The sequence below is a fragment of the Kitasatospora sp. NPDC057940 genome, assembly GCF_042887425.1.
In the GTDB taxonomy this organism is placed as follows: Bacteria; Actinomycetota; Actinomycetes; order Streptomycetales; family Streptomycetaceae; genus Kitasatospora.
Map to the genome: position 1 here is coordinate 14,184 of NZ_JBHVPH010000045.1, position 16,033 is coordinate 30,216.

General features: G+C 74.9%; 15 protein-coding genes. 9 read left to right on the top strand and 6 right to left on the bottom strand.

Annotation, left to right across the window (positions count from 1 at the left end; all coding sequences use genetic code 11):
- Nucleotides 1–41: 41 nt before the first annotated feature.
- Together ACFVTF_RS36535 and ACFVTF_RS36540 are read right to left on the bottom strand one after the other, a co-directional pair.
- Nucleotides 42–1,367: an LCP family protein gene (locus ACFVTF_RS36535; RefSeq protein ID WP_387818368.1), complete on the bottom strand. Its 1,326-nt coding sequence runs from the start codon at nt 1,365–1,367 to the stop codon at nt 42–44.
- Between the two features lie 36 nt (nt 1,368–1,403).
- Nucleotides 1,404–2,195 (bottom strand): TIGR03089 family protein, encoded by a 792-nt coding sequence (locus ACFVTF_RS36540; RefSeq protein WP_387818369.1) that lies wholly within the window; start codon nt 2,193–2,195, stop codon nt 1,404–1,406.
- Between the two features lie 103 nt (nt 2,196–2,298).
- Here ACFVTF_RS36540 and ACFVTF_RS36545 point away from each other — a divergent pair, with 103 nt between their 5' ends.
- Nucleotides 2,299–3,411 (top strand): N-acetylmuramoyl-L-alanine amidase, encoded by a 1,113-nt coding sequence (locus tag ACFVTF_RS36545; protein WP_387818371.1) that lies wholly within the window; start codon nt 2,299–2,301, stop codon nt 3,409–3,411.
- Nucleotides 3,412–3,440: 29 nt separating this feature from the next.
- On the opposite strand, the gene ACFVTF_RS36550 is transcribed toward ACFVTF_RS36545, so the two are convergent.
- The gene (locus ACFVTF_RS36550) at nt 3,441–3,932 is read right to left on the bottom strand and encodes an SgcJ/EcaC family oxidoreductase (RefSeq protein WP_371518591.1); all 492 of its coding nucleotides are present in this window, start codon (nt 3,930–3,932) and stop codon (nt 3,441–3,443) included.
- Nucleotides 3,933–3,938: 6 nt separating this feature from the next.
- Between ACFVTF_RS36550 and ACFVTF_RS36555 the strand changes: the two genes are divergently transcribed.
- From ACFVTF_RS36555 to ACFVTF_RS36575, 5 genes are all read left to right on the top strand, one after another.
- Nucleotides 3,939–4,904, top strand: coding sequence for a DNA-3-methyladenine glycosylase family protein (locus tag ACFVTF_RS36555; RefSeq protein WP_387818374.1), 966 nt, complete (start codon nt 3,939–3,941; stop codon nt 4,902–4,904).
- Nucleotides 4,905–4,929: 25 nt separating this feature from the next.
- On the top strand, nt 4,930–5,184 hold the full coding sequence (locus ACFVTF_RS36560) for a type II toxin-antitoxin system Phd/YefM family antitoxin (protein WP_387818375.1): 255 nt from the start codon (nt 4,930–4,932) through the stop codon (nt 5,182–5,184).
- Nucleotides 5,181–5,627, top strand: coding sequence for a PIN domain-containing protein (locus ACFVTF_RS36565; protein WP_387818377.1), 447 nt, complete (start codon nt 5,181–5,183; stop codon nt 5,625–5,627). The genes ACFVTF_RS36560 and ACFVTF_RS36565 overlap by 4 nt, the downstream gene beginning before the upstream one ends.
- A gap of 120 nt (nt 5,628–5,747) precedes the next feature.
- Nucleotides 5,748–6,020, top strand: a complete 273-nt coding sequence (locus tag ACFVTF_RS36570; protein ID WP_387818379.1) for a type II toxin-antitoxin system Phd/YefM family antitoxin — start codon at nt 5,748–5,750, stop codon at nt 6,018–6,020.
- Nucleotides 6,017–6,286 (top strand): type II toxin-antitoxin system RelE/ParE family toxin, encoded by a 270-nt coding sequence (locus tag ACFVTF_RS36575; RefSeq protein WP_387818381.1) that lies wholly within the window; start codon nt 6,017–6,019, stop codon nt 6,284–6,286. The genes ACFVTF_RS36570 and ACFVTF_RS36575 overlap by 4 nt, the downstream gene beginning before the upstream one ends.
- Before the next feature lie 4 nt (nt 6,287–6,290).
- Here ACFVTF_RS36575 and ACFVTF_RS36580 read toward each other — a convergent pair whose 3' ends face one another.
- From ACFVTF_RS36580 to ACFVTF_RS36590, 3 genes are all read right to left on the bottom strand, one after another.
- Nucleotides 6,291–7,583, bottom strand: a complete 1,293-nt coding sequence (locus ACFVTF_RS36580; RefSeq protein WP_387818383.1) for a coenzyme F420-0:L-glutamate ligase — start codon at nt 7,581–7,583, stop codon at nt 6,291–6,293.
- A gap of 40 nt (nt 7,584–7,623) precedes the next feature.
- On the bottom strand, nt 7,624–8,583 hold the full coding sequence (gene cofD, locus ACFVTF_RS36585; RefSeq protein WP_387818385.1) for a 2-phospho-L-lactate transferase: 960 nt from the start codon (nt 8,581–8,583) through the stop codon (nt 7,624–7,626).
- A gap of 92 nt (nt 8,584–8,675) precedes the next feature.
- Entirely contained in the window at nt 8,676–9,329 is a 654-nt protein-coding gene (locus ACFVTF_RS36590) for a cysteine dioxygenase (RefSeq protein WP_387818401.1), read from the bottom strand.
- 628 nt (nt 9,330–9,957) lie between these two features.
- Here ACFVTF_RS36590 and ACFVTF_RS36595 point away from each other — a divergent pair.
- From ACFVTF_RS36595 to ACFVTF_RS36605, 3 genes are all read left to right on the top strand, one after another.
- Nucleotides 9,958–10,230 (top strand): WhiB family transcriptional regulator, encoded by a 273-nt coding sequence (locus tag ACFVTF_RS36595; RefSeq protein WP_063349134.1) that lies wholly within the window; start codon nt 9,958–9,960, stop codon nt 10,228–10,230.
- A gap of 217 nt (nt 10,231–10,447) precedes the next feature.
- Entirely contained in the window at nt 10,448–14,299 is a 3,852-nt protein-coding gene (locus ACFVTF_RS36600) for a glycosyltransferase family 2 protein (protein ID WP_387818387.1), read from the top strand.
- 6 nt (nt 14,300–14,305) lie between these two features.
- Nucleotides 14,306–16,024: a DUF5719 family protein gene (locus ACFVTF_RS36605; RefSeq protein ID WP_387818389.1), complete on the top strand. Its 1,719-nt coding sequence runs from the start codon at nt 14,306–14,308 to the stop codon at nt 16,022–16,024.
- Nucleotides 16,025–16,033 lie beyond the last annotated feature (9 nt).

Sequence of the window (16,033 nt, forward strand, 5' to 3'; positions counted from 1 at the left end):
GATTTCCGGAAAACCCGTGCCGACCTGCGGCGCAGCCGCGGTCAGTGCTGCGCGCAGGCGTCCACGTCGGCCGTGCGTCCCTCGAAGGTGGGCGAGGCGTCCGCCGAGGGTGACGCCTTCGCCGGTGCCCCCGCAGCCCCGGCCGCCCCCGCCGCCTCGTCAGACCCCGCGCCCGTAGCTGCACCCGTCGCCGCCGGGCTCGGGCTCGCACCCGCCCCGACACCGACGCCCGCCCCGGCCCCGACACCGGCCCCGGCGACGGCGCCCGGCGACGGCGCCGAACCGGGCGGCCGGACGGCGACCGACCGGTCGTCCCGCAGCGCGGTGAACAGCTGCGTGGTCTGCGGCTGCACGAACTCGTCCCGGTCCGAGTCGTACCGGTACGGGCGGCGCGGCGCGGTCAGGAGCACCACGTCCGCCGAGGGGATGTCCCGCAGGTCCTGGGTGAGGTCGTACAGCGCCCCGAGCGAGGACAGCCCGCCGTCCGCCTTGACCGAGGAGGTGGCCGCGTCCAGCACCGGCCACAGCCGCGCCGGGTTCAGCAGCACGCCCTGCGACTGCACCTTGCGGACCAGCGCGGCCAGGAACTGCTGCTGACGTCCCATCCGCTGGGTGTCGCTGCCGTCGCCCAGGCTCTCCCGGGCCCGGACGTAGCCGAGTGCCTGCTCGCCGTGCAGGGTCTGCCGCCCGGCGGGCAGGTCGAGTCTGGCGTCCTTGTCGTGGATCGCCTGCGGGACGCACACCTCGACCCCGCCGATCGCGTTCACCATCGTCTTGAAGCCGTTGAAGTCGAGGATCACGTAGTGGTCGATCCGGATGCCGCTGAGCTGCTCGACGGCGCGGATCGAGCAGGCCGCGCCGCCCATCTCGAACGCCCAGTTGAACTGCATCAGCCCGGCCTTGCTGCGGGTGCCGTCCGGCTTCTCGCAGGCGGGGACGGTGACCATGACGTCGCGCGGGATGGAGACCGCCGTCGCGTGCTTCCGGTCGGCGGCCAGGTGCAGCAGGATCGTGGTGTCCGAGCGCTGGGTTCCCGGCTCGCCGCCGTACGAGGAGTTGGTGCCGGAGCGGTCGTCGCTGCCGATCAGCAGGATGTTCTCGGAGCCCTTGGCCCCGGCGGTCCGGCTCGGCCGTTCGGCCTCCAGCCGGGCGAGCAGCCGGTCGGTGTCCGAGTCGGTGCGGATGTTGCCGTCCAGCGTGCGGTAGGCGATCCAGAGCAGTGCCCCGGTGGCGACCAGCAGGAACGCGACGACGCCGGCGGTGATCATCAGCCACCGCCGGCGCCGACGCGGGTGTTCGGGTTCGGAAGGGTGCGCATCCGTCGGGGGCGGGTCGGTCGGGGGGTGCGCGGTGTCGTCCTCGGCCATGGCAGGGATCCCTACCCGCCCGGTCCGATCCGGGGGTTACCCGAGGCGCAGTGTCACCCGTTCGGACTCGGTCCGCTTCTCCCACTGCCCGGGTTCGAGCCCCTGCGAGTTGCGGCACAGCACCACCGAGGCGCCGGCCGCCAGCGGCGCCAGCAGTCCGGCCTCCAGACCGGTCCAGTCGTCGAACGAGAGGGTGGACAGCACCCGGTCGCCGGGCTTGAGCCCGAGTCGGGCGGCCCCCTCCCGGGCCAGCGCGACGGTCTGCTCGCCGGTCAGCTTCAGCGGCAGCCCGTCCACGACGGTCTCCAGCGCGTGGCCGTCCGGGGCGACGGGCGAGTACGGCGCGAAGCGGTCGCCCTGGCCGGGCACCTCGGCGGCGTAGTCGAGGAAGCCGTCGGGGCGCTGCGGGAAGCGTCCGCCGAGCGGGCGCAGGGCCAGGGCCACCCGCTCGCCCTCGCAGGCCTGGGCGGCCGCCAGTCCGTCCGGACCGCTGACCACCAGGTCGGCGTCGGCCGGGTCGCCGCCGGGCACCGCCGTCACCCCGACCGACCAGCAGGCCAGCAGCCAGACGGCGCTCTGCCAGTGGGCGGGGAGCAGCAGCACGGCCCGGTCGCCCGGGCCGGCGTTCAACTCGTCCTGGAGGAGGTTGGCCGTCTTGGCCACCCAGTTGTCGAAGGTCCGGGCGGACAGCTCCACCCGTTCGCCGGTGGCGTCGTCGTAGAAGGTGACCAGCGGGGCCGCGGGATCGACCGTGGGCGTGCCGCCTCGCAGATATGCGTGCAGCAGTTCGACGGGGGTGCGGGCATCGGCAGCGAAATGCGCAGTCATGGTGCGCCCAGCCTACGGCCTTCGAGTGGGCCGTCGGGAGGGGTGGCGGACCGGTCGCGAGGCGACGTGGCGAGCGGCCCGATTTGCCGCCAACATCCGGTTTATGCGCCTTTCCCTCCCGGCCGCCGTGCTCGCCGGCTGCACCGTCGCCCTGCTCCTCCAGCCCGCCGCCACCGCCGGCCCGGCCGACCCCGACGGCGCCCGGCGCCTCGGCTCCGCCGGCGGCGGGTCGGTCACCTCACTGCCGCTCGGCCCGGGCCCCGCCCTGGCCCCGCGCACCACCCGGCCGTTCGAACTCCTCGGCGTCGGCTGGGACGGCCCGGCGGACGCGCTGGCCGGCGGCGCCGTCCGGGTCCGCACCCGGGACGCGGCCACCGGCCGCTGGGGCGACTGGCACGACCTGGAGGCCGACACCGAGGACGGCCCCGACCTCGCCCCGCACGGCGCCACCGCGCCCCTGTGGACCGGCCGCAGCGACGGCGTCGCCGTCGAGGTGCGCCCCGGCCCCGCCGGGCCCCCGCCCGGCCTGCGGCTCGACCTGGTCGACCCCGGCCAGGGCGCGCCCGCGCCCTCCGCCAGGGTCCTGCCCCGCCACCCCGCCGACGGCCACCAGGCCCCGCGCCCCGCCATCGTCACCCGGGCCGGCTGGGGCGCGGACGAGTCCCTGCGCGACCAGACCTTCGAGTACACCGGCCCGGTCCACGAGGTGTTCATCCACCACACCGCCACCGCCACCGACTACGCCTGCTCCGACGCCCCCCGGGTGATCAGGTCGATCTACCAGTACCACGTTCAGAGCAGCGGCTGGCGGGACATCGGCTACAACTTCCTGGTCGACCGCTGCGGCACCGTCTACGAGGGCCGGGCCGGCGGCGTCGACCTGCCCGTCCACGGCGCCCACACCCTCGGCTTCAACACCGACTCGGCCGGCGTCGCCGCCATCGGCACCTACGTCGGCGACGCCCCGCCCCAGCCCCTCCTGGACGGCCTCGCCGCCATCGCCGGCTGGAAGCTCGGCCTCACCGGCCACCCCGCCGACGGCCGCACCAAGCTGACCTCAGCCTCCGACGCCAGCCGCTACCCCAAGGGCACCGTCGTCGACTTCGACGCCGTCTCCGGCCACCGCGACGCCTTCAACACCGAATGCCCCGGCACCGCCCTCTACGCCCGGCTCCCCGCCCTCCGCGCGGCCGCGGCCCACCTCCAGGCCCCCTGAGGCGCCGCACCGCGCCGCACCGCACCGCCCTACGTCGGCCCGGGCCCCCGCCCGACCAGCCCCCGCAGCTCCGCCGTCAACGCCGCCGCCAGGTCCGGCCGGAGGTCGTAGCGCGCCGGCGTGTTCTGCAGCAGTCCGATCCGCCAGCCCGCCCCGGCGTTCACCGCGATCACCGTCTGCACCGCGTTGAGCGCCGGGTCCAGGTCCTCCGCGGCGTCCGGCACCAGCCCCGCGACGGCGTCCAGCTGCGCCACCCCGGGCCCCAGCGCACGGACCCGGCGCACCCTGGCCACGTACTCCGGCGTCGCGTGGTCCGCGAAGAGCCGCCCCAGTTCGGCGGCGATCACCGACCGCCCGCAGTGCCGGGTGCCGTCGAAGCCGATCACCTCCCCGTCCTCGGCGAACGGCCCGGCGAAGGCCGAACCGTCCCGCTGGTTCCACCCCTCCAGCGCCCGGTGGTACAGCGCCCGCACCGCGCTCTCGTCCCCGGAGGACAGCTCCGGCAGCCGCGTATCGTTCATATCCCCATGGTCGACGAAGGCGGTGGAGCCGGACAGCGGAGGAGGCGCACGGCGGTGACGGGCGAGTCGGTACGGCGCTGGCGGCCGGGTTTCCCGCTGGACGTCGCCCGGACGCTGCTGCCGCTGCGCCGGGGCCCCGCCGACCCGGCGTACCGCACCACCGGCGACGGCGCGCTCTGGCGGGCGTCCCGGACCCCGACCGGGATCGGCACCCTGCGGGTGCTGGCGCGCCCGGCCACCGGCGAGGTGGAGGCGACCGCCTGGGGCCCGGGCGCGCCGTGGCTGCTGGAGCGGCTGCCGACGCTGCTGGGCGCGCAGGACGACCCGGAGGCACTGGTGCTGCCGCCCGGCCCGCTGCGGGACGCCCAGCGCCGCACCGCCGCGGTCCGCCTCACCCGCACCGGGCTGGTCCTGGAGTCCCTCGTCCCGGCGATCCTGGAACAGAAGGTGACCACCGACGAGGCCTACCGCGCCTGGCGCACCCTGCTACGGGACTTCGGCACCGAGGCGCCGGGCCCGGCCGAGGGCATGCGGGTGGCGCCGTCGGCCCGGGAGTGGGCGCTGGTGCCGAGCTGGGAGTGGCACCGCGCGGGGGTGGACCCGAAGCGCTCGGCGACGGTCATGCGTGCCGTCCGGCTGGCGCCCCGGCTGGAGGAGGCCGCGGCGATGGACCACACCGAGGCCTTCGCCCGGCTCACCGCCGTCCCGGGGATCGGCCCCTGGACGGCCGCCGAGACCCTGCAACGCAGCAACGGCGATCCGGACGCGGTCTCGGTCGGCGACTTCCACCTGCCCAACCTGGTCGGCTGGGCCCTGGCCGGCCGCCCCCGCAGCGACGACGCCCAGATGCTCGCCCTGCTGGAGCCCTACCGCCCGCACCGCCACCGCCTCTGCCGCCTCCTGCTGGCCACCACCCCCCACGCCCCCCGCTACGGCCCCCGCCTCACCCCCAACGACCACCGGCGGCGATGAACTACGCCGTAGTACACTGCCTTGCATGGAAGCAACCATGCGGGAGCTGAACCAGCAGACGGCCAGGGTGATAGGAGCCGTCGAGCGGGGCGAGACCGTCACCGTCACCAAGGACGGCAGGCATGTGGCCACCATCCTGCCGCCGAGCCTGGCCGCACCCGTCTACCCCTTCCGGACCGATCCGATGGGGGGCGAACTCGACGACATGCCGGTCATCCCCGGCGGCGGCGGGCGCATCCTGGCCGACCTCGACCAGCACATGGAAGGCTTCGGCAGGTGACCGACGTCGCGGTGGTCGGTGACACCGGCGCCCTGCTCGCCGCGTACGCCGGTGAGGAACCCGACCACGACGCCTGCCTGAAGGCCTTGCGTACGGTCGGCCATCTGGTCATCTCGCCCCTGGTGCTGGCCGAGCTGGACCACCTCGCGCACCGGACGCTCGGAGCCGCGATGGCGATGCGCGTCCTGGACGACATCATCGACCGATGTGCGATCGGTCGCTTCGAGGTGCCCGAGGTGGGCGCGCACCTTGCCACCGCGCGGGCGGTCATGCGGCAGTACCCGGACCTGAACATCGGCCTGACGGACGCCATCAACGTCGCGCTGGCCGCGGAGTTCAGGACCGACGCCGTGCTGACCGTCGACCGCCGCCACTTCCGTGCGATCAGGCCGCTGACCAACCACCAGGCCTTCCGGCTGCTGCCGGACGACCTCGACGGCTGATCCTCACCGCACCTCGATGAAGGTGTCGGCGCTGCGGTCCCCGCCTCACCCCCAACGACCACCGGCGGCGCTGAGCCGGAAGTGCTGTGCGGTGTACACGTCGATGTGTACGCTTGATGCATGACTGACGCACTGAGCATCCGGGAACTGCGTGCGAACATCGCCGAGGTGGTCAACCAGGCCGAGGCCGGCGAGATCACCGTGATCACCCGGAAGGGCGAGCGGGTCGGAGCGGTCGTGCCGATCGAGATCCTCGACGCCATCGAGGACGCCGCCGACGAACTGCTCGCCCGTGAGGCCGAGCAGCACCGGAACGATCCCACCGTGTCCATGGCCGAGCTCCTGGCCGACCTGTTCGACTCGCCCAAGGACTCGTCCGGGAGCGCTGCGTGAAGTACGCGTTCCGCTTCACCGCGCATGCCAAGCGCCAGCTGCGTGACATCAGCCAGGTCGACGCGATGCGGATCCTCACCGCACTCACCGCTCTCGGCGAGGACCCGTACGTCGATGGCCCGGATGTCAAGAAGCTGGCGGGTCACGTCGGCCTCTACCGTCTCCGCGTCGGCGTCTACCGCGTGGCCTACGAGATCCACGACGGCGTGTTGGTGATCCTCGTGGTGGCCGTTGGGAATCGCCGCGAGATCTATCGCGGTCTCTGAACCGCTACCGCACCTCGATGAAGGTGTCGGCGCTGCGGTCCGGGCGTTCGCGCGGGGCTTCGGCGGGGCGGCCGACGGCGACGGCGCCCATCGGGTCCCAGCCGTCCGGGAGGTCGAGGGCCGCGCGGACGGTGTCGCGGCAGAACATGGTGGACGACACCCAGGCGGAGCCGTAGCCCTCGCCGGTGAGGGCGACCAGGAGGTTCTGCACGGCGGCGCCGGCGGCGACGGTGAACATCTCCCGTTCGGCGGCGGCGCGCCGCTGGTCGGGGTAGTGGTGCGAGCCGTCCATGACGAGGCAGGGCACCACCAGGTAGGGCGCGTCGCGCAGGACGTCACCGCGGGCGGTGCGGCGGGCGATCCGGGCGTCGTCCCAGCCGTCGAGTTCGCGCAGGTCGCGCTGCCAGGCGGCGAGCATCGCGTCGAGCAGCCGGGTGCGGGCCTGCGCCGTCTCCAGCAGGACGAACCGCCACGGCGTGGTGTGGTGCGGGGCGGGCGCGGTGACGGCGGCGGCGACGGCGCGGCGCACGGCGCCGGGGTCGACCGGGGCGTCGGTGAAGGAGCGGACGGTGCGCCGCAGGGTGACGGCCTGGCGCAGCGCCTCGGAGGTGCCGAGCCGGAACATGTCGTCGACGGCGCGGCGGACCAGCGGCCGGGCGCCGTCGCCGTCCTCGGCGGTGACGAGGTGGCCGAGCCCGCGGACGACGGCGACCGGCACGCCGCTGGTCTTGCCCTTCACCAGGTCGGCCGCGGCGGCGAGTTCGTCGCCGGTGGCGGTGATGGAGAGCGTCAGCTCGTTGCCGTGGCTGTCGGTGTGCCCCCGGTGGTCCTCCAGCACGGACAGCCCGGCGGCGCCGATGGCGACGTCGGTGAGCCCGCTGCGCCAGGGCCGGCCGAAGGTGTCGGTGACGACGACGGCGAGCCGGCGGCCGGTGAGCTGCTGGAGCTGCCCGCGCAGGGCGCGGGCGGAGGCGTCCGGGTCCTCGGGCAGCAGCAGGACGGTGCCGGGGGCGGTGTTGGAGGCGTCGACGCCGGCGGCGGCCATGACGAAGCCGTTGCGGTTCTCGACGATCCGGGCGTGGCCGCGCCGGGCGACCACCCGGACGGTCTCGGCCTCGATCGCGGCCTCGCGGTCGGCGGCGTGCAGCAGCCGGCCCTCGGCCTTGCTGACGATCTTCGAGGTGACGATCAGGATGTCGCCGTCCTGGTACTCGCCGGCCTTGGCGAGCAGTGCGGCGAGGTCGGTCCCGGCGTCGATCTCCGGCAGCCCCTCGACCGGCAGGATCCGCAGGCTCATGCGCCCGCCCCGTTGCTCCCGCGCCCACGCCTGGGCCCGCTCACTTGCGCACCTGCTCGGCGAGGGCGAGGGCGGCCCGGGCCATCTCGGCGGTGGCCTCGACGTCGGTCATCAGCAGCGGGACGGCCCGGCAGGCGATCCCGGCGGCTTCGACGGCGGCGACCGAGTCCTGGTCGGCGGTGTCGACGAGCCAGCCGTCGATGAGCGTGGCGCCGTAGTTCAGCGCGACGGCCTCCGCGGTGGCCTCGACGCCGACGGCGGCGAGCACCTTGTCGGCCATGCCGCGCACCGGGGCGCCGCCGATGATCGGGGAGAGCCCGACGACGGGGGCCGGGGCGGCGGCGACGGCCTCCCGGATGCCGGGGACGGCGAGGATGGTGCCGATGGAGACGACCGGGTTGGACGGCGGGAAGAGGATGACGTCGGCGGCGGCGATGGCCTCCAGGACGCCGGGCGCGGGCTTCGCGGTGTCGGCGCCGACCGGGATGATCGCCTCGGCGTCGACGGCGGCGTGCAGCCTGACCCAGTACTCCTGGAAGTGGATCGCCCGGGTGCCCTGCTCGTCGGTGATCCGCACGTGGGTCTCGACCCGGCCGTCGCTCATCGGCAGCAGCCGTACGCCGGGCTTCCAGCGCACGCACAGCGCCTCGGTGACCTGGCTGAGGCTGTAGCCGGCGGTGAGCATCTGGCTGCGGACGAGGTGGGTGGCGAAGTCGCGGTCGCCGAGCCCGAACCACTCGGGGCCGACGCCGTACTCCTTCATCTCGGCCTTGATCGACCAGGTCTCGTCGGTGCGGCCCCAGCCCTGCTCCTCGTGGATGCCGCCGCCGAGGGTGTACATCACGGTGTCGAGGTCGGGACAGACCTTGAGGCCGTAGAGGTGGATGTCGTCGCCGGTGTTGCCGATGACGGTGATCTCGTCCTGCGGTCCGACCGCCGCGAGGAGTCCGCGCAGGAAGCGCGCTCCGCCGATTCCGCCTGCCAGTGCCACGATGCGCATGGGGTCATCCTGCCACGGTCCGACTGCCCGTCAGCCCGGTCGTCGGCCCGGCCGCCGGCGGGTGCGACGGCCGGGTTGACGTGGGCGGGTGCTCAGTGCGTCTCGGCCTGGGCCTGCGGGTGCTGCTCGGGGACGGCGGTGCCGCCGTACTGGTTCATCTCGGTGAGGCCGGGGGTGTAGAGGTGGATGGAGACGGCGGGTTCGAGCGTGCCGTTGACCACCTCGTGGAGGTAGCCGGAGGAGAAGACCCTCCCCCAGCCTCCGGCCGGGGGGACCCCCATCCCGCCGGCGCGCAGGGTACGGACCTTCTCGCCGGCGCGGGTGAGCGAGCGTTCGATCAGCTCGCCCTGGACGACGGTCATCACGCCGGAGGACTCGCCGTGGTCGTGGAAGCCGCTGCTCTGGCCGGGCAGCCAGCTGAGCAGCCAGACCTCGTAGCCGGGGCCGGTCTCCAGCCGGGCGTACCAGCGGGTGAGCGCGTCGTAGCGGACCAGGGGCTCCCAGCGGGCGCGGTCGGCGGCGATCTCGCGGATCAGTCGGGCGTGGCCGGCCACGGTGGTGGGGTGGCGGGGCAGGTCGGTGCGGGCCAGGTGCGGGAAGGCGAGCGGGTCGCCGGCGATGGAGACGTCGCTGAGGCCGTCGGTCCAGCCCCGGGCGGGCGCGGCGGGGGAGGCGGGCGCGGTGGGTGCGGGGCTTCGGCGGGCGAGTTTGCTGCGGTCGCGGTTCCGCTTGCGGATACGGGTCATACGCACGGGAGTCGTCCTCGGAGTGGCGGCTGTTCGTCGGGGATCAGCCGGATCCGGGATGTCCTGGGACGGGAATCGCGGGCGGCCTCTGTGCTTCCTGGGGGCGGCGCGCGGTGGGACGCGGGCGCCTAGATACAGCAGGAACAGAGGCGACAACAAGAGTTCACGGCACGGCGGAGCGTGGAACCGCTCCGGGGGCTGGCGAACTCTGACATAGGGGAAAGGAGACCGCATCCGTGGGGCCGGTGTCAAACACAGGGATGGGGCATTCGAGGGGGTTACGCCAAGAAGTTGCCCGGATGGGGTGATAAATCACGCTCTATGTTTCGATGGGAAGATCGCCGGGAAGGCAGGGCGATGACCGGCCTGTGATGGTGACCGAGCGTCACTCGCCGAATGGTTGTGGCTGGTTCGACGCCGTTCGGGGCTTTCGGATCGAAGGTCCAATGTGTCCGAATATGTACACTATTCGTAACGGCTTGGTGCCGGGGAGTGAATCCTCGCCCCAATACCAGAGCTCGGCTTGACTGAGCCAGAGTGACGCAACTGTAATTTCACTCGTGTCGTCGGCCGCACGAGGCAACGGCAACCACGGGGACGCCAAGTAGGGGCAGAGGAGGCGCGCCACATGAGCGAGCTCTTTGAGCTGTTGATCGGTGACGGCATCGCGGAGGAGGAAGAGGAACTCGGCTGGCAGGAGCGCGCGTTGTGCGCCCAGACCGACCCCGAGTCCTTCTTCCCCGAGAAGGGCGGCTCCACGCGCGAGGCCAAGAAGGTCTGCCTCGCCTGCGAGGTCCGTTCGGAATGCCTGGAGTACGCCCTCGCCAATGACGAGCGGTTCGGCATCTGGGGCGGCCTCTCCGAGCGCGAGCGCCGCCGGCTCAAGAAGAGCGCGGTCTGACCGGGGCGGCCGCCGACCCCCGCTGACCCTTCGACAACCACACGGCAGTACGGGCGCCTCACCGCGGCGGTGGGGCGCTTTCGTGTTCCCTGCCGGGTCTTCACCGGTCCCGCACCGGCACCGCGGACGAAGCCGCCATCCGGAGCCGTTAGTGTGGTGCGCCATCCGGTTGCCGTTCACCGGCTGTGTCCACCGAGAACTGAGGCCCGCGCACTCGATGACCGTCTACAGCCACCAGAGCGGCTTCACCGCTGCCAGGCCGCCCGCCTACCCGCGCCACCTGGTCACCGCGGTGATCGTCTCGCACGACGGGGCCCGCTGGCTGCCGCAGGCCCTCGCCGGCCTGCTCGGCCAGGACCGCCAGGTCCAGCGGGTGCTCGCGGTCGACACCGGTTCCACCGACAACTCTCCGCAACTGCTGGCGGACACCCTCGCCGACTGGCTGCCCGAGAGCGGCCCGCTGCTCCTCGGCCGCCGGGCCGGCTTCGGCACCGCCGTCGCCGAGGCCGTCTTCGGCAGCCCGCCGCTGCGCCCGGAGGACCTGCCGTACCGGCTCGACCCCTCCGGCTACGACCCGGTCACCGGCGGCTGGGACGACTTCGGCGACCCGCTCGCCCAGGAGGACGACCTCGGCCGCGGCGGCCCGCGCGAGACCCAGCCCGTCGAATGGCTCTGGCTGCTGCACGACGACTGCGAGCCGCAGACCGACGCGCTGCGCCGGCTGCTCCAGGTCGCCGACTCCACCCCCAGCGCCGCCGTGGTCGGCCCCAAGCTGCGCAGCTGGTACGACCGCCGCCAGCTGCTGGAGGTCGGCGTCACCATCGCCCGCTCCGGCCGCCGCTGGACCGGCCTCGACCGCCGCGAGCAGGACCAGGGCCAGCACGACCAGGTCCGCCCGGTGCTCGCCGTCTCCAGCGCCGGCATGCTGGTGCGCCGCGACGTCTTCGAGGAACTCGGCGGCTTCGACAAGGCGCTGCCGCTGATGCGCGACGACGCCGACTTCTGCTGGCGGGTCAACGCCGCCGGCCACCGCGTGGTGGTCGCCCCCGACGCCGTGCTGCGGCACGCCGAGGCGGCCAGCCGCGAGCGCCGCGCCATCGACTGCGGCCCCGCCCACCCGCACCGGGTGGACAAGGCAGGCGCCGTCTACACCCTGCTCGCCAACTGCAAGGGCGCGCTCTTCCCCTACGTCCTGCTGCGGCTGGTGCTCGGCACCCTGCTACGGGCCGTCACCAACCTGCTCGGCAAGGACCCGCGCCAGGCCTTCGACGAGCTCACCGGCCTCGGCCACGAACTCGTCCGCTTCCCCCGGCTGCTGGCCGCGCGCAAACAGCGCGCCCGCACCCGGGCCGCCGACGCCCTGGACGACCGCACGCTCTTCCCGCCGCCCGGCGCCACCGCCCGGCTCGCCGTCGAGGGCGTGATCGGCTCCCTCGGCATAGGGGGAGGGGACGACACCGGCCGGCACGGCTCGGTCGAGGCCGGGCCGGGCGGCGAGGACGACGAGGACCTGGTCGTCGAGCAGTTCACGCTGATCAAGAAGCTGGCCCGGCGCCCGGCGCCGGTGCTGTTCGCCGCCCTGCTGGTGTTCGCCCTGATCGCCTGCCGCGGCCTGTTCGGCAGCGGCGAGCTGTTCGGCGGCGCCCTGCTGCCGGCCACCGACGGCGCCGCCGGCCTCTGGTCGATGTACGCGGACGCCTGGCACCCGATCGGCACCGGCTCCACCGCCGCCGCGCCGCCGTACCTCGGCGTGCTCGCGGTGCTGTCCTGGGTGCTGTTCGACCACGCCGACCTCGCGCTCACCCTGCTGGTCGTGCTCACCGTGCCGCTGTCGGCGGTCAGCGCCTACCTGGTGTCCCGGCCGCTGCTGGACTCCAAGCTGGTCCGGGCCTGGGCCAGCGCCGCCTACGCGCTGCTGCCCGCCGCGACCGGCGCGCTCGCCCAGGGCCGGATCGGCACCGCCGTCCTCGCCGTGCTGCTGCCGCCGCTGGCCCGCGCCGCCGCGATCGCGGCCGGTCTCGGCATCCGCGACGAGAGCGCCGCCAAGGGCGCCCGCCCGGGGTGGCGGCCGGTCTGGATGACCGTCCTGCTGCTCACCCTGGCCACCTCCTTCGTGCCGTTGACCTGGGCGCTCGCCCTGCCGTTGTGCCTGGCGACGCTGGTCGTCGCGGTGGTCCGCGGCGGCGCCTTCGGCTCGGGCGGCGCCGCGCTGCGCCTGCTCGGCCTGCGCGTCCTGGTGATCCTCGCGCTGCCCGTCCTGGTGCTGGCGCCGTGGTCGCTGACGGTGCTGACGCACCCGCAGTGGCTGCTGCTGGAGGCCGGCCTGCCCGGCCTGCACGGCACCGGTGCGAGTGCGGCCGGCCTGCTGCTGGTCAACCCCGGCGGTGCCGGGGTGCCGCCGGTCTGGCTGTCGGCCGGCGTGGTGCTCGCCGCGCTCGCCGCGCTGCTGCGCGCCGACCGCCGCCGTGCGGTGCTGGCCGCCTGGGGTGCGGCCGGTGCGGGCCTGGTCTTCGCGGTCGCGGTGGCGGGTACCTCCGTCACCCCGGCCTCCGGCGGCCCGGCGGTGCCCGCCTGGGCCGGCCCGGCCTCGTTGATCGCCGGGATCGCCCTGCTGGCGGCCGCCGCGATCGGTGCCGACGGCGCCAACGCCCGCGTGGCCGGGATCGCTTTCGGCTGGCGCCAGCCGGTGGCCGCGCTGGTGGTGGCCGCCGCGGTGCTGGCCCCGCTGGGCACCGGCCTGTGGTGGGCGCTCACCGGCGCCGGCAAGCCGCTGCACCGGGCCCAGGCAGGCCAGGTGCCCGCGTTCATCGCGGAGGAGGCCGGCACCACCGACCGGTCCCGCACCCTGGTCGTCACCGGCGACCCGGGCGGCGGCGCGGTCCGCTACACCGTGGTCCGCGGCGCGGGCCTGACGCTCGGCCAGGCCGAGTCCACCGTCGACCCGGCGACCGGCACCCAGGACGGCCTGAACAAGATGGTCGGCAGCCTGCTGGCCGGTTCCGGCGCCGACCAGGCCGGTGCGCTCTCCGGCTACGGCATCGCCTACGTGCTGGTCCAGAAGTCGGTGATCGCCACCTACAAGGACGTCCTGGACACCACCCCCGGCCTGGTCAAGGCCAACCAGGACGGCGACTCCGCGCTCTGGCAGGTCACCGGCGCCCCCGCCGTCCGCGCGGTGATCACCGCCCCGGGCGCCGCCCCGGTGGTCGTCCCGGCCGGGGCCCGCGACCTCACCGCCACCGTCCCGGCCGGCCCGGACGGCCGGGTGCTGCGGCTCGCCGAGTCCGCCGCCCCTGAGTGGAAGGCCACCGTGGGCGGCACCGCGCTGGAGTCCGTCAAGGTCGACGGCTGGGCGCAGGGCTTCAAGCTCCCGGCCGGCGGCGGCAAGCTGACCGTCACCCGGGAGGACGGCTTCGCGCACACCGGCTGGATCTGGGCCCAGGTGCTGCTCGGCCTGACCATCCTGGTGCTGGCCCTGCCCGGACGCCGCAGCCACAAGGACGACGACCTGCCCGAGGAGGTGGTGGCCGCCGCCGCGCTGGCCGCCGCGGCCCAGGCGCAGGCGCCCGCCCCCGGCAGCCGCCGGGCCCGCCGGATGGCCGAGCGCGGCGAGGGCGGCGAGGACGGCGGGGTGTACGAGGGCCCGCCGGGCGCGATCCCGGCGCAGCCGGCCGGCGAGCCGGTGGCCGAAGCGGTCCAGGCGGCCGCCGCCGTCCAGGAGACCGAGCCGTACACCGACCCGTACCAGACGTACCAGCAGGCCGACCCGTACAGCTACGACCAGTACGCGGCCCAGCAGCCGGTGGCCGCGCCGTACGGCGGCCAGGGGTACGACGGCCAGGGCTACGAGGGCTACCAGCCGCAGGCGTACCCGCAGCAGGGCTACGAGCAGCAGCCGTACCCGCAGGAGCAGCAGTACGGCTACGAGCAGCAGCCCTACCAGCAGACGGAGCACCAGCAGCCGTGGGTGCCGGGGCAGCCGCAGGCCGAGCCCTACTACGACCCCAACGACCCGAACGACCCCAACGGCACGGGCCGGTACCCGCACCAGCACGGATCGGGGAGCTGACCCGCGATGAAGAAGCCCGCATTCAGGAAGAAGTCCGCGCCCGAGGCCGTCGAGCCGACGGAGGCCGCCGAGGCCGCCGAGGTCGGGCAGTCCGGGCCCGCCCCGGCCCAGGCGCCGGAGCCCGCGGCCTCCGCCCGGCCGGCCGGGCGGTCCGGGGGCACCAGGACCACGCAGTCCCTGCTGGCCGCGGCCGTCGTGCTCGCGGCGGTGTTCGGGATCGCCGAGACGCGCCCGCCGGCCGCGCCCGCCAAGGCGGACGGGGGCGTCACCCCGACCACCGCGCAGGTCGAGCGGACGGCGGCGGTCTGCCCGCAGCCGCTCCAGGGCCTGACCGGCTCGACCACGCTCACCGCCTACACCCCGCCCGGGACGGGCGGCGCCACCGGCGGGGCCGGCTGGCTCTCCGACGCCGCGCCCGCGACCCCGCCGACCACCGCGCCCTCCGCCCCGGCGACCGGCGCCCCCGCCGCGCCGTCCGGCTCGGCCGCCCCGGCCGCCCCGGACAAGGGCGCCGCACCCGCCGACGCCCGGCTGACCCTGGCCAAGCCCGGCACCCCGGCCACCGGCCCGGCCGCCAACGGCGACACCGCGCCCGGCACCGGGGCCGTCGCCACCGGCGCCCTCGCCCCCGGCTTCACCGTCACCCAGACCACCGTGGTCACCGAGCAGCGCGGCCTCGGCCTGTCCGGCCTCACCTGCACCCCCGCGGGGACCAGCTTCTGGTTCGCCGGGGCCAGCACGGCCGGCGACCGGGTCGACTACGTCAGCCTGGTGAACACCGAGTCCTCCGCCGCCGTGGTCGACATCAAGCTGTACGGCGACAAGGGCCTGATCGAGAACGACGCCGCCAACGGCATCACCGTCGCCCCCGGCAGCTCCCAGTCCGTGCTGCTGCCGACGATCAGCAAGGGCGCGGTCAACGACCTCGCCGTGCACGTGGTCGCCCGCAGCGGGCGGGTCGGCGCCGCGCTGCACGCCGCCGACGGCGGCAAGGGCGCGGACTGGATCCCGGCCTCGGCCGAGCCGGCGGCCACCCAGGTGCTGCCCGGCCTGCCCGCCGACACCTCCGCCGCCCACCTGGTGGTCTGGGCGCCGCCGGAGGACGACGCCGACCTGAAGATCCAGCTGTCCGGCAAGAACGGCTGGTTCACCCCGGCCGGCAACGAGTCCATCCACATCAAGGCGGGCATGGTGGCCGCCGTCGACCTCGGCAAGGTCACCCGCGACGAGGTCGCCGGGCTGCGGCTGTCGCCCACCGACGACAAGCACCCCACCCCGGTCGTGGCCGGCCTGCGGGTCGACCGGGCCGGGGGCGGCGGCAAGAGCGACGCGGCCTGGCTCACCGGTACCGGCCCGGTCGGCGCCCGCGCCACGGTCGCCGACAACCGGGTCGGCGCGTCCACGCTGTTCCTGACCTCCGCCGGCGACGCCGCCACCGTCCGGGTCACCGCCTCGGCCGGCAGCGGCGGCGGCACCCCGGTGAGCAAGGACGTCCAGCTCCCGGCCGGCGGCACGGTCGCCCTCCCGGCGCCCGAGCCCGGCGGGCTGAACGGCAGCTTCGCGCTCACCGTCGAGACCGTCTCCGGCGGCCCGGTGATGGCCGCCCGGATGCTCTCGCTGCCCGCCAAGGACGTGCCGATGTTCACCATCCAGGCGCTGCGCGACGACCACAGCACCGTCAGGGTCCCGCGGGCCGGCCAGGATCCGGGCGTCGTCCTGCGCTGACCGGTCGGA